Below are 18561 nucleotides of genomic sequence, written 5' to 3'. Positions count from 1 at the left end.
GCCGGGTTTATTTGCGTGAATGCCATTTCAAGCTGCTGCGGTTGTATAAAGACCTAACCCGCCGACAGAAACTTAAGGTCAGGCGTCGGCGAGATCCCCCAGCGCGTCGATCAAAGGCTGGATCTCACTCTCGTAATTCTTCCATCGCTTGACCGAGGACGTATAGATCGGCTGGCGGACCTGCCAATTGCTGTAAGTGTTCACGGAGCCGCTCCGGTCGAAGAAGCGCAGGCAGGCTTCGTCCCAAGGCAAGCCGAGAAAGTCTATGAGCCGGCGCGACTGCTCCTCCTGATTTTCAATCAAAGCCTCATAGCGGTTTTCGAAGATCCGGCCTGGGAGGACCTTGTCCCAATGCCGCATCAGGCGATCATACTCCCTGTAGTAAAGCCCCAGCGTCTCGAGGTCGGCGCTGTAGCTATGCGCCTCGTTGAATTGCAGGACGTAGCAGGAAATGCAGTTGTCGATGGCATCGCGGCGACAATGAATGATGCGCGCGTTGGGAAAGAGGATTGTGATCAGGCCGATCAGCTCGAAATTGTGGGGCATCTTGTCGACTATTCGCAGCGCCTCAGGAGCCCGCTCGCGCAGATAGGCGAGATGCCCATCGGCCAGCGTCCTGGTCAGTTCGGGGCTAATGGCCGCGATCGATTTGCTGAGGTCCGCGCCGGCGCGGTCCTTGAGCCCGAGCCCGTTGGCTGTTCGTGCAAGCTTGTTGAGCTCACCGGCGCCATGGACGCCAGGATGGCTGGCGCAAATCTGCTCGGTCAGCGTTGTGCCGGAGCGGGGCATGCCAACGACGAATACAGGCGCCTCCGAGGGATTGCCGAAAGCGGCCATTGAAGCCACCAATTCCGGTGTGAAGGTCTCGATCGTGGCATCGACCCAGCGGCGGTGGGCTTCCAGATCGAATTTACGGCCTCTGGCTTGGTTGCCTTTCTGGAAATGCTGCATGGCCTCCTTGTAGCGATGGAGGTCGTTGAGCAGCTTTCCGGCGGCGTGATGGAGCTCTGCCGCTCCCTCCGATCCATGCTCCGGGTGCTGAAGCTCGGCCAGGATCGCCGCCAGCTCCGGCGGCTCTTCAAGGTACTTGCGTGTGTGCACTAGTGCATTGTAGGCAGCCGGCACCGCAATGCGCCGTTCTATCGCCGCCTTCAGATGAACCGCGGCTTCGTCCATGCGGCCAAGGCTTGCAAGCGCGCGGGGCAGCCCCAACCGGGCCACAGGATGATCCCGATTGATCTTCAGCGCCTTTTCAAAGAGCGGCAGCGCAAGTTCCCCCTTGTCAAAGGAATTGTAAGCATCGCCCAGAGTGCAGATCGCTTCCACGAGATCCGGCTTCAAATCCAGGGCGTGCCGAATGTGCTTGATCGCCGGCGTGAATTCGCTGAGCCTCAAATAGGTTCCGCCGAGGCTAAGGTGATAGTAGGGATTTCGAGGCTCCTCCGCGACCGCGCGGGCAAAATAGCGCAGCGCCTTTTCATCGTCATAGCCGATCCCGAGCGTTCCCTGGATATAGAGGGCCAGCGGATGGTTTGGCGTCCTTGCCAGCACGCGAAGGCATAGTTCCTCAGCCTCGGTCAGTCGCCCGGCGTCCTGCAGCTCGAGCGCCTGCTTCAGCACCAGGTCATCGGACGGATTGCGCAGCGAACCGGACGTCGGCTGGATTTCCGGCGGCACAGCTCTCGGCGGCATCGCCTTCGCGGGGCGTTTGGTTTTGAGGTGCTTTGCCCAAGCGGGCGGTAATCGGTTGCTCATGACGCCTCGCTAGCAAAAGGGGCGAGAAGAATCCAGTCGAAGCAGCCTCACGCTTGGCCTATGTGAGGTTTGGTGCGTAAACAGCGCTGCCAGCTTGCACCCACCTCTCGCTCACGCTAGCAAGTAGACCCTTTTCAAGTGAGCCCTTGCCATGCGCCAGCGCCCTTCCTTAACGCCGATCATCGGCGCGCTTCCCACCACGGTGCCGTTCGTTGGGCCGGAGGCGCAGGAGCGCGAGCGCGGCCGGCCTTTCCGCGCCCGCATCGGCGCCAATGAAAGCAGTTTCGGGCCTTCGCCACGCGTCATCGCCCGCATGGAGAGCGTCGCCCGCGACCAGTGGATGTATTGCGACCCCGACAATTACGAGCTGAAGGTGGCGGCGGCTGCGCACCACGGCGTGGCAACCGAAAACGTGGTCGTCGGCGAAGGCATTGACGGCCTGCTCGGCCTGGTGGCGCGCATGTATGTCGGGGCGGGCGATGCGGTGGTGACCTCGCTCGGCGCCTACCCCACCTTCAACTTCCATATCGCCGGTGTCGGTGGCCGCCTGGTGACGGTGCCCTATGCCAATGACAAGGAAGACCTGGACGGACTTCTGAGCAAAGTCGCCAGCGAAAAGGCGCCGCTGGTCTATCTCTCCAATCCCGACAATCCGATGGGAAGCTGGTGGGAGGCGCCGGATGTCGTCCGTTTCATCGAGGCACTGCCGGAAACCACGATGCTGGTGCTCGACGAAGCCTATGGCGAGCTGGGACCGGCCTCGGCGCTGCCGCCGATCGATGTCGCGCGGCCGAACGTCATCCGCATGCGCACCTTTTCCAAGGCCTATGGGCTCGCCGGCATACGCTGCGGCTACGCCGTGGCCGAGGCCGAGGTGATCCGCGACTTCGAAAAGATCCGCAACCACTACGGCGTCAGCCGCATGGCGCAGATTGCCGGCCTCGAAGCGCTTGCCGATCAGGATTACCTGCGCTCCGTGGTGGCGCGCGTGGCCGCAGGCCGCGAGCGCATTTCGAGCATCGCCAGGCAGAACGACCTGAAGCCGTTGCCGTCGGCAACCAACTTCGTCACCGTCGACTGCCGCCGCGACGGCGCCTTCGCGCTGAAAGTGATGCAGGGTCTGTTGTCGCGCGACGTGTTCATCCGCAAGCCGATGGCGCCCAGGCTCGACCGCTGCATCCGGGTCAGCGTCGGCCTCGACCATGAGCTAGACATCTTCGCCGAGGAATTGCCCGGAGCGTTGGCGGCTGCGCGCGGCAACAAGCCCAAGCAATAGTTGCCTTTGCCTTTCGCTGTGCCAGATTCCGCCAGGCATCAACGCGGAGCTTGGCCCATGCAAGTCGAGCATAGAATCGTTCGGGCGCGTATTTCCGGACACGTGCAAGGCGTCAGCTACCGGGTCTGGACGCGCGGCGAAGCCGTGCGCCTCGGATTGACGGGCTGGGTGCGCAACGAAAGCGACGGCTCGGTATCGGCGCTGATCGCCGGCGCCGATGCGGCGGTTGCCGCGATGATCGATCGCCTGTGGCAAGGACCGCGAGGTGCTGAGGTGTCAAAGGTCGAGATCGAGGACAGCGCCGGCGATGCGCCTGCCGACTTCAGGATAATCGTCTAACGGAAGGTACAGGTCCTGCCGGCTTCACAGTATGGGGCTTGAATTAATTGAACGTTCGTTTTATTAATTCACGATCGACGAGGCAATCATGGCGCGCACCACGGGTTCCGACGGAGAAAAAACGGAGGCGGCCGTCCGCGAGGCGGCGGTCAACCTGATCGCGCGCCTGGGCTACGAGGCGATGTCGATGCGACAGCTGGCGGCGGAGGTCGGCGTGCAGGCGGCGGCGCTCTATCGCTATTTCCCGACCAAGGAAGACCTTCTGTTCACGCTGATGCGCGAGCATATGGAAGGCCTGCAGCAAGCCTGGAGCACGGCGCGACCGGCCGCGGCTGATCCGATGAGCCGGCTTGCCGCCTACGTCGAAAACCACATCGCCTTCCACATAGAGCGGCGCCACTCCACCCATGTCTCCAACATGGAATTGCGCAGCCTGTCGCATGAACGGCTGACGCAAATCCTCAAGATGCGCACGGCCTATGAGAAGGAGTTGCGCGCGATCCTGCGCGACGGCGCCGAGGCCGGCGTTTTCGAGATCGACGATACTGGGCTGACCGCCATGGCGCTGATCCAGATGATGACCGGCGTCATCGTCTGGTTCCGGCCCGGTGAGCGGCTGTCCGTCACTGAAGTCACGGCATCATATCTTTCGATGACAATGCGCCTAGTCGGCGCGACAATCAGCCATGGCACCGCGCGTCCCTCCGGGCGCGCCAGGGACGCCGTGGCACTCTGATACAGGCATGATCCGCGAAAACCGGGGCGTGCGCAGGGAGGAACGGCATGTACACGAATACGCTGAACTTTGGACTTGATAGCGACATCGAGGCATTGCGCGACACCGTGCGGCGCTTCGCCCAGGACCGGATCGCGCCGATCGCGGCCGAGATCGACCGTTCCAACGAGTTCCCGGCGCATCTGTGGGGCGAGCTCGGCGCGCTCGGCCTGCTCGGCATCACCGCCGATCCGGATTTCGGCGGCAGCGGCATGGGCTATCTCGCGCATGTCGTGGCGATGGAGGAAATCTCGCGCGCCTCCGCCTCGGTCGGCCTGTCCTATGGCGCGCACTCCAACCTCTGCGTCAACCAGATCAACCGCTGGGCAACGCCGGCGCAGAAGGAGAAGTACCTGCCCGGCCTCTGCTCGGGCAAAACCGTCGGCGCGCTGGCGATGTCGGAACCAGGCGCCGGCTCGGACGTGGTGTCGCTTCGGCTGCGCGCCGAAAAGCGCAACGACCGCTATGTGCTCAACGGCTCGAAAATGTGGATCACCAACGGTCCCGACGCCGGGACGATGGTGGTCTATGCCAAGACCGATCCGGAGCGCCATTCGCGCGGCATCACCGCCTTCATCGTCGAAAAGACGATGGCCGGCTTCTCGGTGGCGCAGAAGCTCGACAAGCTCGGCATGCGCGGCTCCAACACCGGCGAGCTGGTGTTCGAGAATGTCGAGGTGCCGTTCGAGAATGTCCTGCATGAGGAAGGGCGCGGCGTCGAGGTGCTGATGTCGGGCCTCGACTACGAGCGCGCGGTGCTTTCCGGCGGCCCGATCGGGCTGATGGCCGCCTGTCTCGACGTAGCGATCCCCTACGTGCACGAACGCAAGCAGTTCGGCCAGCCGATCGGCAGCTTCCAGCTGGTGCAGGGCAAGCTCGCCGACATGTATTCGACGATGAATGCGGCCCGCGCCTATGTCTATGCCGTGGCGGCCGCCTGCGACCGCGGCGAGACCACCCGCAAGGATGCCGCCGGCTGCGTGCTGTTCGCGGCGGAGAAAGCGACGCAGATGGCGCTCGACGCCATCCAGCTGCTCGGCGGCAACGGTTATATCAATGACTATCCGACCGGGCGGCTTTTGCGCGACGCCAAGCTCTACGAGATCGGCGCCGGCACCAGCGAGATCCGCCGCTGGCTGATTGGGCGGGAGATCATGAAGGAGGGGGTGTGATGGCAGGTGGCGATATCCCGCGGCGAGGACTATTTTCTATGGCATTGTTTGCGTCATTTGCGGGCCTTCTGCGACGCACCAGGGCAACGGAACAGCGCTTCCCCGACATCGCAGAATTCAGGGAAATCGTCATCGCCGCCATCAAACGCCTGCCAGGCGTCGAAAGTGCTGTGGCGGATCCATCCGATCCCGCAAAAATCAACACGAGAATCGGCAACGAGGACGTAACTTCGGACGTTACAAACATCTTCGGTTACCTGAACTCCTATCCCGACGAGAACGCCGAAGCCGCCATCGACCGGTTTGTCCGGGTCTTGACTGCCGCACATCTTACCAAGGTTGGCGAAAATAATCTTATCGCTGTGGTGCGAACGCTTCAGTATGCCGATCAGCTCAAATCACCTGGCACGGAGTTACTCTACGAGCCGTTGGTAGGAGAACTCGCAATTGTATATATGGCCGATCTTCACGATTCAATCTCTCCTATTTCATCAAAGGATTTTCCAGGGAGAGCACTTTCGGATTTGCGTGACGTCGCACTGAACAATGTGAAGAAATGGCTGCCAAAGATTGTTTCAGACGGTGACGTCGGCATCGCTTATCTGTATTATGTAGAAGGCAACACGATGCTTTCTACGAGCCTTATTCTTCTCGACGAATTTTGGATGTCCATCAAGCCGCATTTCCCCGGCGATGTTCTGTTCGCGCTGCCGCGCCGGGACCAATTGTTCGTCTTCGACGCGAGCAATCCGAATGCCCAGAACGCTGCCCGGCAGATGATAGACGTCACGTTCAAGGACGGCTTCAACCTGCTGTCCGACAAGATTTTCGAGCGCCGTAACGGTAAGCTCCTGGCTCAAGCATAGAGTTTGGCGATGGCGGTACTGCAAACCCAGATCTCCTCCTCCTCCGAAACCTTCCGCGCCAATGCCGAGCGCATGCGGGCGCTGGTCGCCGACATTTCCGAGAAGGCGGCAAGCGTCGAGCGGGGCGGCTCCGACGAAGCGCGCGAGCGCCACCAGGGCCGCGGCAAGCTCTTGCCGCGCGAGCGGCTGGCGCAAGTGCTCGACACCGGCTCGCCCTTCCTCGAGGTCGGACAATTCGCGGCATGGTCGATGTATGGCGAGGACATTCCCGCCGCCGGCATCATCACCGGCGTCGGCCGCGTCGAGGGCACGGAGGTGATGGTCGTCGTCAACGACGCGACCGTGAAGGGCGGCACCTACTACCCACTGACGGTGAAGAAGCATCTCAGGGCGCAAGAAATCGCGCTGCAGAACAATCTGCCTTGCGTCTACCTTGTCGACAGCGGCGGCGCCAATTTGCCCAACCAGGACGAAGTCTTCCCGGACCGCGAGCATTTCGGCCGCATCTTCTACAACCAGGCCAACATGTCGGCCGCCGGCATCCCGCAGATCGCCTGCGTCATGGGTTCCTGCACGGCGGGCGGCGCCTATGTGCCGGCGATGTCGGACGAGACGATCATAGTGCGCAACCAGGCGACCATCTTCCTCGGCGGCCCGCCGCTGGTGAAAGCGGCCACCGGCGAGGATGTCAGCGCCGAGGAGCTCGGCGGCGCCGATGTGCACACGAGACTTTCCGGCGTTGCCGACCACTATGCGATGGACGACGAGCACGCTCTGGCGATTTGCCGGCGTATCATCAGGAACCTCAATCGGAACAAGGCGGTAAGCCTCAATCTGCGGAAAGCTGCACCGCCGCTTCACGATCCGAATGAACTCTACGGCGTCGTGCCGACGGATCTGCGTCAGCCCTATGACGTGCGCGAGGTGATCGCCCGCCTCGTCGACGGCTCGGAGTTCGACGAGTTCAAGCAGAATTACGGCACCACCCTGGTCACCGGCTTCGCGCATCTGCACGGCATGCCGGTCGGCATCATCGGCAACAACGGGGTGCTGTTTTCCGAAAGCGCGCTGAAGGGTGCGCATTTCATCGAGCTCTGCTGCCAGCGCGGCATCCCGCTGATCTTCCTGCAGAACATCACCGGCTTCATGGTCGGGCGAAAATATGAGGCCGGCGGCATCGCCAAGGACGGCGCCAAGCTGGTGATGGCGGTCGCCACGGCACGTGTGCCCAAGCTCACCGTCATCATCGGCGGCTCGTTCGGCGCCGGCAATTACGGCATGTGCGGCCGCGCCTATTCGCCCCGCTTCCTGTGGATGTGGCCGAACGCGCGCATCTCGGTGATGGGCGGCGAGCAAGCGGCGACGGTGCTTGCCATGGTCAAGCGCGAAGGCATCGAGCGCAAGGGCGGTGAATGGAGCGCCGAGGAGGAAGCCAAATTCCGAAAACCGATCCTGATGAAATACGAGCATGAGGGCCACCCGCTCTATTCCTCGGCAAGGCTTTGGGACGACGGCATCATCGATCCGGCCAAAACCCGCGATGTGCTGGCGCTGAGCCTTTCCGCGGCGCTCAACGCCGGCATCGAGGAAACGAAGTTCGGCGTGTTCAGGATGTGACGATGGGCGGCGTCACCGACAGGATCCGCATCCACACCGGCGACATCACCAAGCTTGCGGTCGACGCCATCGTCAACGCCGCCAATTCGTCGCTGCTCGGCGGCGGCGGCGTCGACGGCGCCATCCATCGCGCGGCCGGGCCGGAGTTGGTCGCCGAATGCCGCATGCTTCACGGCTGCAAGACCGGCGATGCCAAGTTGACCAAGGGCTACCGGCTGCCGGCCCGCTATGTCATCCACACGGTCGGGCCGGTCTGGCTGGGCGGTGAAAAGGGCGAGGCCGAACTGCTCGCCTCCTGCTACCGGCGCTCGCTCGAAATCGCCCAAGCGCATGACTGCCGCACGATCGCCTTTCCGGCGATCTCGACCGGCATCTACCGCTTTCCCAAGGACGAGGCGACCAGGATCGCCGTCGGCACGTCAAGCGGCTTCCTGCGGCAAAACACGCTACCGGACGTCGTTACCTTCTGCTGCTTCGATGCGCAGACCGCTGAACTATACCGGCTAACCGTTGCTAACCTTGGGGAAGGTTGAACTTATGGCCCAAATGATTCCTCAATACAGGCAAATGCGAATTTCCGGGCACCCGCTAGCGCCGGAAAAAAATATTCGCTATTCCTCATCTTGCACTGGGCAAATGGGGTGGGGTGGAAATGATCTTGAAATATTGCAGCAAGTGGACCGTCTCAGCACTCGCGGGATTGCTAATATTTGTGGCGCCGAACGCTTGGGCGGCCGAAACACTGTCGGGCAGCAAGGGCAATATCCACTTCCCTGTATACATATCGCCGGGCTCGACCGGCGGCTGCGGCAAGCATTATGGCGAATATATCGCGGCGCGCGGTCATTCCGCCTTCGCCATGACGCCCTTCAACTGGGCGACAGAATTTACGATCTGCGGCATCGCGATCAATGCGCCTTCGGAGCAAGCCGCAAAGGCTCGCGCTCTTCAATCCTGCGAATCCGGTCGCAAGAAGTGGAAGGTTTCCACGGCCGGAGCCTGCGGCGTCGCCGCATCCAAATAGGTTATGAGGCACAGGCTTTTTCTTCCCAAGGGGGGCGGAATGAAATCAATAGACATGAGACGAGCGGCTGCGGCGATGATGGCGGCGGCGCTGGTCGCGTCGGCGTCCGGCATCAGCATGGCTGCCGGATCGCTGGCAGGCAGCGTCGGCGACAAGCGCTTTCCGCCGCCGTTGGCGATGAATGCCAAGGACCAATGCAGGATTGCCTACAATGCCTATGTCGCGGCGGGCGGGCATTCGGCCTATGCGACCACTTTCTATACGCGCGTCAGGGACCTCTATGTCGTTTGCGGCAAAGCGCTCAACGCACCATCGCAAAAGGCCGCGGAGGACGCAGCGATGCGCAACTGCCAGGGCGGCCTGAAGAAGTGGCGGCTCAACACGGCGAGCGGCGGCTGCGCAATCGCGGCATCGAAATAGACATCAGACCGCTTTTTTCGCCCTGGGGGGACCGGAATGAATTTCGCAAGGACCAAACTGGTAGGCGTGTCGCTGCTGGCCGGGCTGCTTGTCGCGACAACGGCCGGCACGGCCACGGCAGAATCGCTGGCCGGCAAGATCGGCGACAAGCGGTTTGCTCCGAATTTGTCGCTGGATCCAAAGGAAGCCTGCTACAAAGCCTATCTCGCCTACAAAGCGGCGAGCGGGCATTCGGCCTACGCGACGACCTTCTATTCTCGCGTCGTCGATCTCTACATTATCTGTGGAGCGAAACTCAACGCGCCGACCCAGAAGGCGGCGGAAGAGATCGCCTTGCGCAACTGCCAGTACGGCCTGAAAAAGTGGAAGGTCAAAACCGCGAGCGGCGGCTGCGCAATCGCGGTTTCGAAATAGGCTGGCGCCCGCAGGACTGGCGCCGCCCGAGGCCAAACCGGGAGGTTCCATGTTCGGCAAGATCCTGATCGCCAATCGCGGCGAGATCGCCTGTCGTGTCATCCGCACCGCCCGCAAGCTCGGGGTGCGGACCGTCGCCGTCTATTCGGACGCGGATGCCCGCGCCCTGCATGTCGAGATGGCGGACGAGGCAGTGCATATCGGCGCTTCGCCCGTCGGCGAGAGCTATCTGCGCGGCGATCGGATCATCACGGCGGCACTTGCGACCGGCGCCGAGGCCATCCATCCAGGCTACGGCTTCCTGTCCGAAAACCCCGACTTCGTCGACCATGTGACGGCGGCCGGGCTCGTCTTCATCGGCCCCTCAGCCGCCTCGATCCGCGCCATGGGACTGAAGGACGCCGCCAAGCGGCTGATGGAAACGGCCGGCGTGCCGGTGGTGCCCGGCTATCACGGCGAGGCGCAGGAGATCGTGCTGCTTGCTTCCAAAGCGCGCGAGATCGGCTATCCGGTGCTGATCAAGGCGCGCGCCGGCGGCGGCGGCAAGGGCATGCGGCGTGTCGACCACCCCGACGATTTCTCCGAGGCGCTGTCAGGCGCGCGGCGCGAGGCCAAGGCTGCCTTCGGCGACGACCGCGTGCTGGTGGAAAAATATGTCGACAAGCCGCGCCATATCGAAGTGCAGGTGTTCGGCGACAATTTCGGCAATGCGGTGCATCTTTACGAACGCGACTGCTCGGCGCAGCGCCGCCACCAGAAGGTGATCGAGGAAGCCCCTGCCCCGGGCATGACGCCGGCGCTGCGCAAGGCGATGACGGAGGCGGCGGTGAAGGCCGCCAAGGCGATCGATTACTCCGGCGCAGGAACAATCGAGTTCATCGTCGATGCCTCGCAGGGGCTCAAGGCCGACCGCTTCTGGTTCATGGAGATGAACACGCGGTTGCAGGTCGAGCATCCCGTCACCGAAATGGTCACCGGCGTCGATCTCGTCGAATGGCAGTTGCGCGTTGCTTCCGGCGAAAAACTGCCGAAGACGCAGGCAGAAATCACGCTGTCGGGCCACGCCTTCGAGGCGCGCCTCTATGCCGAGGACGCCGCGAAAGGGTTCCTGCCGGCGACCGGCACGCTGCACCATCTCAAATTTCCCGGCGCAGGGCCGCAAGGGGGCTCAATGCGCATCGAGACCGGCGTGCGTGCCGGCGACGCGATCTCGCCCTTCTACGATCCGATGATCGCCAAGCTGGTGGTGCACGGCAAGGACCGGACCACGGCTCTCGGCGCGCTGCGCGAGACGCTGGCGCGGACGGAAGTGGCCGGCTCGACCGTCAACACCGCCTTCCTGGCGGCGCTGGCGGCTGACGCCTATTTCGCAGCGGGCGATATCGATACCGGGCTGATCGGCCGCCATCAGGAGGCGCTCACCGCCATTCCCGCGCCGAGCGACGAGACGATCGCCGCCGCGGCGCTGGCCGCGACCGACGCCGGCGCGCCAGGTCCGGCAGCCGATCCGTGGGCGACGCTTTCGGGCTATGCGCATTTCCACACGCTCGCGCGCCGCATTCGCTTGCGCCATGGCGAGGAGAACATCCTGGCGCGGGTTTCGGCGCGGCCGGACGGCCGCTTCCAGGTGGCGCTGGAAGCGCCGCATGATGCGGTGAATACGCATGATTTGAGGACGATGCCGCATACCGCCCGCTGGCCCGGCCACGTCACCGTCTTCGAGGGCGCGGTCGGATACACGTTCGCGGTTCCCGATCCGCTGGCCAAGGCCGACGAGGCAGGGGCCGCCTCGGGTAGCCTGCGCGCGCCGATGCCGGGGCTGGTCAAGCTGGTACGCGCCGCGGCGGGCGATGCCGTTATCAAGGGCCAACCGCTTCTGATCCTCGAGGCAATGAAAATGGAACATATGATCGCCGCCCCGCATGACGGGGTGATCGCCGAGATCGCGACCGAGGGCGCGCAGGTCAGCGACGGCACGGTGCTGGTGCGGTTCGCGGAGGACGGCCAGGGCTGAGCGTTTCACCGTTTCACGGAAACGGCGAACCGCTCTATCTCTTTGTTTGACGCAATTCCTGACGGAAAACCGCTCACACTTTTCCTGGAATTGCTCTAACGAAAATGGCCGGGACGAGCCCGGCCATTTTCGCACAAACAGGACCGATTACTGCTGGATCGGCGCGTATTTGCCGTCGTGCCACTGGTTGATGTCGTAGCTGGCGTTCTTCAAGTCGCCCTTCTCGTCGAAGATGACGTCGCCGACGACGGTGCTGATCGGCTTGCCGTCCTTCAGCGCCTCGGCGACCTTGGCCGGATCGTCGGTGCCGGCGCGCTTGACACCTTCGGCAACGGCCTGGATCACGGCATAGGAGAACAGCGTGAAGCCTTCCGGGGTGAAGCCGCCGGCCTTGATCTTGGCGACCGCGTCTTTTGCTTCGGGCTTCGACTGCGGGTCCGACGGGAAGACGAACATGGTGCCTTCACCGGCCGGGCCGGCGACCTGCCAGAATTCCGGCGAGGCGATCGAGTCCGGCATGATCAGCTGGAACTTGACGTTCTGCTCGGCCGCCTGACGCAGGATGAGGCCCGCTTCGGGGTGATAGCCACCGAAATAGACGACATCGGCCTTGAGCTCCTTCAGCTTGGTGACGAGCGCCGAATAGTCCTTCTCGCCGGCATTGATGCCTTCGTAGTCGACTTCCTTGAGGCCGCCGGCATTCATCGTCGCCTTCACGGCATCGGCCACGCCCTGGCCGTAGGCGCTCTTGTCGTGCAGCACGACGACGTTCTTGCCGGCATATTTCTTGGCGATCCACGGGCCGATGAAGGCGCCCTGCGCGTCGTCACGCGTGTAGAGGCGCATGATCGTCGGCCAGCCAGACTTGGCGGCGGCGTCGGTCAGCACCGGGTTGGACGAGGCCGGGCTCATCATCAGCGTGCCGGCCTCGGCATAGACGGCCGAGGCCGGAATGCTGGAGCCCGAGCAGGCATGGCCGTCGACGAACTTGACGCCATTGGCGACGATGCGGTTGGCGACCGAAACCGCCTGCTTCGGATCGCACTGGTCGTCCTCGATGTCGAGCTTGATCTGAGAACCGTTGACGCCGCCCGCCGCGTTGATGGCGTCGGCGGCGGCCTGCGCGCCCTGCTTGAACTGGTCACCGATGGTGGCGAGTTGCCCGGTCATCGGGCCGACCACCGAAATGGTGATGTCGTCGGCGAAGGCAACCGACGCGCTCATCATCAGGCCAAATGCGGCCGCGCTCAAAATACCCAATTTTTTCATGACTATAAGAACTCCTCCACTTGCGCGCGCCGGCTCCGGCGGCGCTGCTTCCACAGAGCCGGGACAATTTCACCCTTCGCAGAAACTGTCGAGAGCACAGTGAGGCCGGTTTTGGTTCATTCCGGCGAGGATTTCTTGGGCCAAGCGCATGATTACCAAACGTAATGCAAAAAGCCGCGCCGACCTTGTTTCGGTCGGTCACGGCTTTTGCAGTCGAGCTCCCCAGACGCCCCCGCGCCTGAAACCCGCTCGCTTCCCTGTTATTTCGCGCAACTACGCCCGGTTCGGCCTGTTGCATTCTTGCTCTTGGAAACCGGTCGTCTTGTCGCGGCCTTATCCTCTGAAGACTTCCGGGTCTGAGGCCCGCGGGATCAGTGCATGGTCATCCATTCACGCGCTTCGCGCAGCGCCTTGGCGATCTCGATCTTCGACATCGTGGCCGACAGTTCCGAGCGCAGCTCGGCGGCGCGGGCCGAGCCCTTGATCGCAGCGATGTTGAACCATTTGTGGGCGGCGACGACGTCGGTGTCGCAATCGCGGCCGGTCGCATACATCATGCCCAGTTCGAAGAGAATGTCGGCCTGGGCGGTTGCCCCCATGGCGCCGAAGCCGTCTTCCAGCATTTCAAAACGTGCCATTTCAATCCCCTGTCTGGCTCCCGAGAGCTGCCTCCTTTTCCCTTGGTGTCGCTTGGGGCGGGCCGCTCTTTCGATGCTTTCGAGGATGACGGTTGGCCTTGAATCCGTCGTTAAATGGCTTGCTTAATTTGAGGAAAACAAAGCTAAAACAAGAGGTAAACGCGAAAAACTGTTAAGCATGGGAATCCAGCGTTTCAGCCGTTTTGCATCAAATTCGATGAAAATTGCCGCGAGCGGAATCAAGACTTCGCTAACCACGGAAACCGAAGCGTTTTCCGGTCGCGTTTATTTTCAGCCATCCGCGCGTCGAAAATCCTTGCAACCTTCCGTGGCGGCACCGCTTTTGTTTTGGCGGGAGCTGGATTAGCTTTACCTTTGCGTAAGGGGCAGGAAGGCGGATCGGAGCCCGCCGCAGCCCATAGGAGGAGGACAACATGTTTCGAAAGATGAGCATGGCCCTGGCGGCCACCTTGATCATGACGGGCGCCGCATGGGCCGACCCGATCGAGGGCAATTGGAAGACGCAGGCCGGCGACACCGCGGCGATAGGCGGCAGCGGTTCTTTCTCGATCACGCTCAAGACCGGCAAATATGCCGGCAAGACGATCGGCTCGCTGAAGGCGGCCGGCGACAATAAATATGCCGGCAACATCACCGACCCGGCCAACGACAAGACCTATTCCGGCAAGGCGACGCTTACGGGCACGACGCTCAAGATGAGCGGCTGCGTGCTCGGCGGCCTGATCTGCAAGAGCCAGACCTGGCACAAGCTCTGATTGCCAAACTCCAGACCATCCGAAACGGGGCCGCTGCGGCCCCGTTTTCTTTTGCACCGGCAGCGCTTCGCTAACCCGCCCCAGGGTCTCCAGCGCCCGTTCAAACCCTCGTCAATCAATTTGAACCGCAGATGAATACCGGTCTCAGAACCGGTTCAGAGGCATCGGGGCATTCTCTCCCGCATTGAAGGAGAGAGAAATGCTTGCGCGTCGCTTCACCATCGTCTGCCTGCTGATGAGCCTGTTCGGCATGCTCTTCGCCATCCTGGTGGCGCAGGCCGGCCATTCCGTTCGCTCGTGGGAACGGCCCGCGGCCGTGTTCTCGGCTCGGTGAACCAAATCAAGCGCTCAAACGACCAAGCTGAAAAGCCACCAAGCTGAAAACAGGGACACCACCAAAATGAACCGTATCGCCGCCACCGCAACGAATGTCCTCAGGCTGCTGCCGCGGGCGACGCTCATCCTCATGCTGCTCGCCGCCCCGGTGCTGGCGGTGCCGATGATGCGCGCCGACACTGGCCACCGGATCGAGGCGCCGGCGCACAAGAACAGGAGCGTCGGCTTTGTGCTGCTGGTCAGCCTGCAGCGCGGGCAAGCTCTATAGGATACGTTGTCGGGCCGGCCATCTCCAATCCGAACCCGCCTTGAACACGTCTGAAGAAAATCGACGCTGTCGGCCTTCGCGGCGCCGCCGCCCCCTCCCAAGCGCTCTCCTGAGTCTCTATATTGAGCCATGGAAAAGCGAATCTACCCCCAAGCCATCGAATCGGTCGTCATGCCGGAGCCTTTCGGCAAGCAGGATTTCCACGACGCCAAAAAGGCCGTCGCGGCGCTGCAGACGCTCTACGACCGCAATACCAAATTCCTGCGTGATTCCTTCACAGCCCTTGCCGCGGGCGGCGACGAAAGCAAGCGCTACCGGGCATTCTATCCGCAGATCGGCGTCACCACGACCTCGTTCAGCCAGGTCGACTCGCGCCAGGCATACGGCCACATGCCGACGCCGGGGAACTTCTCCACCACGATCACGCAGCCGCAGTTGTTCGAAAACTATCTCATCGAGCAGCTGAAGCTCATCATGCGCAATCACGGCGTGACGGTGACCGTGTCGGAATCGGCCACGCCGATCCCGCTCCATTTCGCGTTCCTGGAAGGTACCTATGTCGACGGCGCTGCCGCCGAGCGCATCAAGCGGCCGATCCGCGACCTGTTCGATGTGCCGGATCTCGACGGCACCGACGACCAGATCGCCAACGGCACCTTCGAGGTGGCATTCGGCGAACCGCGGCCGCTGGCGCCGTTCACCGCGCAGCGCATCGACTATTCGCTGCACCGCATGACGCATTACACGGCGACCAGCCCGCAGCATTTCCAGAACTTCGTGCTGTTCACCAACTATCAGTTCTACATCGACGAGTTCGTCGCCCGCGCCCGCGAACTGATGGAAAGCGGCGGTGGCGGTTACAGCGAATTCGTCGAGCCGGGCAATGTGGTGACCAAGGCTGGGGCCGGCGCGCCGAGCGAAGGCACGCCGCCGCCGCGCCTGCCGCAGATGCCGGCCTATCATTTGAAGAAGCCCGGCCATGGCGGCATCACCATGGTCAATATCGGCGTCGGGCCGTCCAACGCCAAGACGATCACCGACCACATCGCGGTATTGAGGCCGCACGCTTGGGTGATGCTCGGCCACTGCGCGGGCCTGCGCAACACACAGGCGCTGGGCGACTATGTGCTGGCGCATGCCTATGTGCGCGAGGACCATGTGCTCGACGACGACCTGCCGGTCTGGGTGCCGATCCCGCCGCTGGCCGAAATCCAGGTGGCGTTGCAGGAGGCGGTTGCCGAGGTCACCGGCCTTTCCGGCTATGACCTCAAGCGCATCATGCGCACCGGCACCGTCGCCACCATCGACAACCGCAACTGGGAACTGCGCGACCAGCGCGGACCGGTGCAGCGCCTGTCGCAGTCGCGCGCCATCGCGCTGGACATGGAATCGGCCACGATCGCCGCCAACGGCTTCCGCTTCCGCGTGCCCTACGGGACGCTGCTGTGCGTCTCCGACAAGCCGCTGCATGGCGAACTGAAGCTGCCCGGCATGGCGACCGAGTTCTACAAGCGGCAAGTGGCGCAACATCTCACCATTGGCATCAGGGCGATGGAAAAGCTGGCTGAAATGCCGATGGAACGGCTGCATTCGCGCAAGCTCAGAAGCTTTTCCGAGACGGCCTTCCAATAGCAGCAGGGGTTGCAGGGACACGGTGAGGCAGCCGGTCGTCTTGCTTGAGCCGCAATTTGGCCGATAAGCGGTCGGAACGGATAGCCAAGAGCGATTTCAGGAAAGGCGCGCAGCGGCTTTCCGTTCGAAATTGCGGCGGAACAAAGGGCATAGGGTATTTCGCCGTTTCGGTGAAACGGTGAAAACGCTGTAGGCGGTCGGAGCAAATGACAACGGGCGGCGCGCGCTTGAGCATGATGGCTCAGCTGACATTCCTGGCAATGATGGGATGCTCGGCCGCGCTTCTGGCCGGGTTCTTCGGCGCGCTGCATCCAGCCTTCGATTCCTTCTCGCATTTCCGCATGCATCTGAGCGTGCTGACGGCCTTGCTGGCGCTGGTGCTGCTTGCCGGCTCGTACCGGCTGCAGGCGGTGGCGGTGCTGCTCTTCGCCATTGCCTGTCTCGCCACGACGATGAGCGCGCTGCCCAGACTGTCGACGCAGCAGGCGGTTGCCAAGCCGGCCGACCGGATCGTCTACAGCCTGCTGCAGATGAACCTGCGCTTCAACAACCCGACGCCGAAGAAGGTGCTGTCGCTGATCGGCCGGACCAATCCGGACGTCATCACGCTGGACGAAGTGTCTTCGATGTGGGCGACCGAACTCGGCTATATCGCCAGCGCCTACCCCTATCGCATCCTTTGCGACTATCCCAACGGCGTATTCGGCGTCGCGCTGCTGTCGCGCCGCCCCTTTGCCGCCGGCACCGCGCCGCGTTGCGAGCCGCGCGGCGCGATGGCGACCGCCATGATCGATTTCAACGGCGTCCCCGTCAACGTCGCCGCGATCCATCTGAGCTGGCCCTGGCCGATGGAGCAATACTGGCAGATCGGCGAACTGTCGGAGTCGCTGGCCGCGCTCGGCGAAACCGCCATCATGGCCGGCGATTGCAACGCGGTGCCGTGGAGCGCGGCGGTGCGGCGGGTGGCGCGGCTCAGCGGGATGACGCTGATGCCCTCGGCCGGCCCGACCTGGATCCACCGCACGCTGCCCGACTTCCTGCGCCGTTATGCCGGCCTGCCGATCGACCAGGTGTTCAGCAAGGGCGGGGTGACGATCCTGTCGTCGGCCCGGCTGGAGGATACCGGCTCCGACCATCTTCCCGTATTGGTCGAGTTCACGCTGCGGCCCAACAGCAATACGCCGGAGGACGAGCATAAGTCGGCGCTGGCGCAGAATGTCTCCGCTGCAGAGCCGCGAGGCTGACACACTCGCTTCGTCATCCCGGAGCACAAGGACGCGGAGTGGAGCGCCCCATCAAGGCTTGATCAAGGCCATGACCAGGTGCTCGACGTGGCCGCCGTCGCGATGCTCGCTGACATCGAACGCGTTCTGCTTCGCCTCGTACTGCGCATAGACGGCCTCGATGCGGCGCCGCGCTTCGCGGCGCGCCTTGTTGCAAGAGGAGTCGCTAGCGATCTTCAGGCCGGCGACCGACCGCTCGGCGGCGCGCATCATTTGCCTGGCGATGCGGCCGTGGGTCTCCTCGTGCGCCCGCACGCCGGCGAAGAACCGGCCCCAGCGCTTTTTCAGCGCCGGCGTCATTGGCGAAACGACGCGGGGAAAGGTGTAGAGCAGATCCATCGCGCCGTTCGCCTGCCGTATCAGGCAAGAGCCCTTGTCCTGAAGCACGACCATATCCCAGTTGGCAGTGTAGGATGTCTGCGCGATGGCATGCGCCATGAAGCCGCGCTTCGGGCCCTTGCGGTTGATGGCCGTAATGAGCGCGGCGCCGGAGTCGCCGCTGACGTCATAGGTGCGGGTTTCGACCTGGATCCTGCTGCCGGCCGAGGCCTGCGGCGCGCCTAGCGCGCCGATGGCAAGGAGACACGTCAGAACCTTCAGCCGCATAAATTTTCTCCCCCTATCGCGGATAGAAGGAACCACAGCCACGTTTCCGTTTCAACAACGTTGGTCGGGCGGCATATATTG

20 protein-coding genes are annotated in these 18561 nt (G+C 62.9%); 16 read left to right on the top strand and 4 right to left on the bottom strand.

All coding sequences use genetic code 11. The annotated features are described in order from the left end of the window. Window positions 1–78 precede the first annotated feature (78 nt). Window positions 79–1755: a tetratricopeptide repeat-containing sulfotransferase family protein gene (locus tag DPM33_RS03955; RefSeq protein WP_112095710.1), complete on the bottom strand. Its 1677-nt coding sequence runs from the start codon at window positions 1753–1755 to the stop codon at window positions 79–81. Window positions 1756–1906: 151 nt separating this feature from the next. Between DPM33_RS03955 and DPM33_RS03950 the strand changes: the two genes are divergently transcribed. The 11 genes from DPM33_RS03950 to DPM33_RS03900 all read left to right on the top strand — a co-directional run bounded on the left by DPM33_RS03950 (window position 1907) and on the right by DPM33_RS03900 (window position 11672). Next, window positions 1907–3031, top strand: a complete 1125-nt coding sequence (locus DPM33_RS03950; protein ID WP_112095709.1) for a pyridoxal phosphate-dependent aminotransferase — start codon at window positions 1907–1909, stop codon at window positions 3029–3031. Window positions 3032–3088: 57 nt separating this feature from the next. Beyond that, window positions 3089–3370, top strand: coding sequence for an acylphosphatase (locus tag DPM33_RS03945; protein WP_112095707.1), 282 nt, complete (start codon window positions 3089–3091; stop codon window positions 3368–3370). A gap of 88 nt (window positions 3371–3458) precedes the next feature. After that, window positions 3459–4106 (top strand): TetR/AcrR family transcriptional regulator, encoded by a 648-nt coding sequence (locus DPM33_RS03940; RefSeq protein ID WP_112095706.1) that lies wholly within the window; start codon window positions 3459–3461, stop codon window positions 4104–4106. A gap of 47 nt (window positions 4107–4153) precedes the next feature. After that, window positions 4154–5317, top strand: coding sequence for an isovaleryl-CoA dehydrogenase (locus DPM33_RS03935; RefSeq protein WP_112095704.1), 1164 nt, complete (start codon window positions 4154–4156; stop codon window positions 5315–5317). Continuing rightward, window positions 5317–6183 (top strand): DUF1444 family protein, encoded by an 867-nt coding sequence (locus tag DPM33_RS03930; protein ID WP_112095703.1) that lies wholly within the window; start codon window positions 5317–5319, stop codon window positions 6181–6183. Before DPM33_RS03935 ends, DPM33_RS03930 begins: the two co-directional genes overlap by 1 nt. A gap of 9 nt (window positions 6184–6192) precedes the next feature. Continuing rightward, window positions 6193–7800: a carboxyl transferase domain-containing protein gene (locus DPM33_RS03925; RefSeq protein ID WP_112095701.1), complete on the top strand. Its 1608-nt coding sequence runs from the start codon at window positions 6193–6195 to the stop codon at window positions 7798–7800. Window positions 7801–7802: 2 nt separating this feature from the next. Beyond that, a complete protein-coding gene (locus DPM33_RS03920) occupies window positions 7803–8333 on the top strand; it encodes an O-acetyl-ADP-ribose deacetylase (RefSeq protein ID WP_112095700.1) in 531 nt (176 codons plus the stop codon). Window positions 8334–8452: 119 nt separating this feature from the next. Further along, a complete protein-coding gene (locus DPM33_RS03915; protein WP_112095698.1) occupies window positions 8453–8824 on the top strand; it encodes a hypothetical protein in 372 nt (123 codons plus the stop codon). 54 nt (window positions 8825–8878) lie between these two features. Beyond that, window positions 8879–9244: a hypothetical protein gene (locus tag DPM33_RS03910; RefSeq protein WP_245441982.1), complete on the top strand. Its 366-nt coding sequence runs from the start codon at window positions 8879–8881 to the stop codon at window positions 9242–9244. 36 nt (window positions 9245–9280) lie between these two features. Further along, the gene (locus DPM33_RS03905; RefSeq protein WP_112095696.1) at window positions 9281–9658 is read left to right on the top strand and encodes a hypothetical protein; all 378 of its coding nucleotides are present in this window, start codon (window positions 9281–9283) and stop codon (window positions 9656–9658) included. 49 nt (window positions 9659–9707) lie between these two features. Further along, window positions 9708–11672, top strand: a complete 1965-nt coding sequence (locus DPM33_RS03900; protein ID WP_112095694.1) for an acetyl/propionyl/methylcrotonyl-CoA carboxylase subunit alpha — start codon at window positions 9708–9710, stop codon at window positions 11670–11672. 147 nt (window positions 11673–11819) lie between these two features. Here the strand turns inward: DPM33_RS03900 and DPM33_RS03895 are convergent, their stop codons facing one another. Beyond that, window positions 11820–12941 carry an ABC transporter substrate-binding protein gene (locus DPM33_RS03895; protein ID WP_112095692.1) on the bottom strand — a complete coding sequence of 374 codons (1122 nt, stop codon included), beginning with the start codon at window positions 12939–12941 and terminating at the stop codon, window positions 11820–11822. Between the two features lie 371 nt (window positions 12942–13312). Beyond that, a complete protein-coding gene (locus tag DPM33_RS03890; protein ID WP_112095690.1) occupies window positions 13313–13579 on the bottom strand; it encodes an SEL1-like repeat protein in 267 nt (88 codons plus the stop codon). Between the two features lie 434 nt (window positions 13580–14013). On the opposite strand from DPM33_RS03890, the gene DPM33_RS03885 reads away from it, so the two are divergent. The 5 genes from DPM33_RS03885 to DPM33_RS03870 all read left to right on the top strand — a co-directional run bounded on the left by DPM33_RS03885 (window position 14014) and on the right by DPM33_RS03870 (window position 17835). Next, the gene (locus DPM33_RS03885; protein WP_112095688.1) at window positions 14014–14355 is read left to right on the top strand and encodes a DUF2147 domain-containing protein; all 342 of its coding nucleotides are present in this window, start codon (window positions 14014–14016) and stop codon (window positions 14353–14355) included. A 199-nt stretch (window positions 14356–14554) separates the two neighbouring features. Further along, a complete protein-coding gene (locus DPM33_RS37365; RefSeq protein WP_281004771.1) occupies window positions 14555–14689 on the top strand; it encodes a hypothetical protein in 135 nt (44 codons plus the stop codon). Window positions 14690–14755: 66 nt separating this feature from the next. Further along, the gene (locus DPM33_RS03880; protein WP_112095686.1) at window positions 14756–14959 is read left to right on the top strand and encodes a hypothetical protein; all 204 of its coding nucleotides are present in this window, start codon (window positions 14756–14758) and stop codon (window positions 14957–14959) included. 171 nt (window positions 14960–15130) lie between these two features. Further along, entirely contained in the window at window positions 15131–16591 is a 1461-nt protein-coding gene (locus DPM33_RS03875; RefSeq protein ID WP_245441981.1) for an AMP nucleosidase, read from the top strand. Window positions 16592–16824: 233 nt separating this feature from the next. After that, on the top strand, window positions 16825–17835 hold the full coding sequence (locus DPM33_RS03870) for an endonuclease/exonuclease/phosphatase family protein (protein WP_167448934.1): 1011 nt from the start codon (window positions 16825–16827) through the stop codon (window positions 17833–17835). Between the two features lie 51 nt (window positions 17836–17886). Here the strand turns inward: DPM33_RS03870 and DPM33_RS03865 are convergent, their stop codons facing one another. Then, window positions 17887–18480, bottom strand: coding sequence for a DUF922 domain-containing protein (locus DPM33_RS03865; RefSeq protein WP_112095680.1), 594 nt, complete (start codon window positions 18478–18480; stop codon window positions 17887–17889). Window positions 18481–18561: the final 81 nt, after the last annotated feature.

This window comes from Mesorhizobium hawassense, from assembly GCF_003289945.1.
Lineage (GTDB): Bacteria > Pseudomonadota > Alphaproteobacteria > Rhizobiales > Rhizobiaceae > Mesorhizobium > Mesorhizobium hawassense.
This window is presented reverse-complemented; position numbering and strand designations above follow the sequence as displayed.

Coding starts and splice junctions, on each gene's coding strand:
- DPM33_RS03895 (WP_112095692.1), bottom strand. CDS start 12,941: ATGAAAAAATTGGGTATTTTGAGCGCGGCCGCATTTGGCCTGATGATG.
- DPM33_RS03910 (WP_245441982.1), top strand. CDS start 8,879: ATGAGACGAGCGGCTGCGGCGATGATGGCGGCGGCGCTGGTCGCGTCG.
- DPM33_RS37365 (WP_281004771.1), top strand. CDS start 14,555: ATGCTTGCGCGTCGCTTCACCATCGTCTGCCTGCTGATGAGCCTGTTC.
- DPM33_RS03865 (WP_112095680.1), bottom strand. CDS start 18,480: ATGCGGCTGAAGGTTCTGACGTGTCTCCTTGCCATCGGCGCGCTAGGC.
- DPM33_RS03940 (WP_112095706.1), top strand. CDS start 3,459: ATGGCGCGCACCACGGGTTCCGACGGAGAAAAAACGGAGGCGGCCGTC.
- DPM33_RS03885 (WP_112095688.1), top strand. CDS start 14,014: ATGTTTCGAAAGATGAGCATGGCCCTGGCGGCCACCTTGATCATGACG.
- DPM33_RS03915 (WP_112095698.1), top strand. CDS start 8,453: ATGATCTTGAAATATTGCAGCAAGTGGACCGTCTCAGCACTCGCGGGA.
- DPM33_RS03905 (WP_112095696.1), top strand. CDS start 9,281: ATGAATTTCGCAAGGACCAAACTGGTAGGCGTGTCGCTGCTGGCCGGG.
- DPM33_RS03930 (WP_112095703.1), top strand. CDS start 5,317: ATGGCAGGTGGCGATATCCCGCGGCGAGGACTATTTTCTATGGCATTG.
- DPM33_RS03890 (WP_112095690.1), bottom strand. CDS start 13,579: ATGGCACGTTTTGAAATGCTGGAAGACGGCTTCGGCGCCATGGGGGCA.
- DPM33_RS03935 (WP_112095704.1), top strand. CDS start 4,154: ATGTACACGAATACGCTGAACTTTGGACTTGATAGCGACATCGAGGCA.
- DPM33_RS03955 (WP_112095710.1), bottom strand. CDS start 1,755: ATGAGCAACCGATTACCGCCCGCTTGGGCAAAGCACCTCAAAACCAAA.
- DPM33_RS03875 (WP_245441981.1), top strand. CDS start 15,131: ATGCCGGAGCCTTTCGGCAAGCAGGATTTCCACGACGCCAAAAAGGCC.
- DPM33_RS03880 (WP_112095686.1), top strand. CDS start 14,756: ATGAACCGTATCGCCGCCACCGCAACGAATGTCCTCAGGCTGCTGCCG.
- DPM33_RS03950 (WP_112095709.1), top strand. CDS start 1,907: ATGCGCCAGCGCCCTTCCTTAACGCCGATCATCGGCGCGCTTCCCACC.
- DPM33_RS03900 (WP_112095694.1), top strand. CDS start 9,708: ATGTTCGGCAAGATCCTGATCGCCAATCGCGGCGAGATCGCCTGTCGT.
- DPM33_RS03870 (WP_167448934.1), top strand. CDS start 16,825: ATGATGGCTCAGCTGACATTCCTGGCAATGATGGGATGCTCGGCCGCG.
- DPM33_RS03945 (WP_112095707.1), top strand. CDS start 3,089: ATGCAAGTCGAGCATAGAATCGTTCGGGCGCGTATTTCCGGACACGTG.
- DPM33_RS03920 (WP_112095700.1), top strand. CDS start 7,803: ATGGGCGGCGTCACCGACAGGATCCGCATCCACACCGGCGACATCACC.
- DPM33_RS03925 (WP_112095701.1), top strand. CDS start 6,193: ATGGCGGTACTGCAAACCCAGATCTCCTCCTCCTCCGAAACCTTCCGC.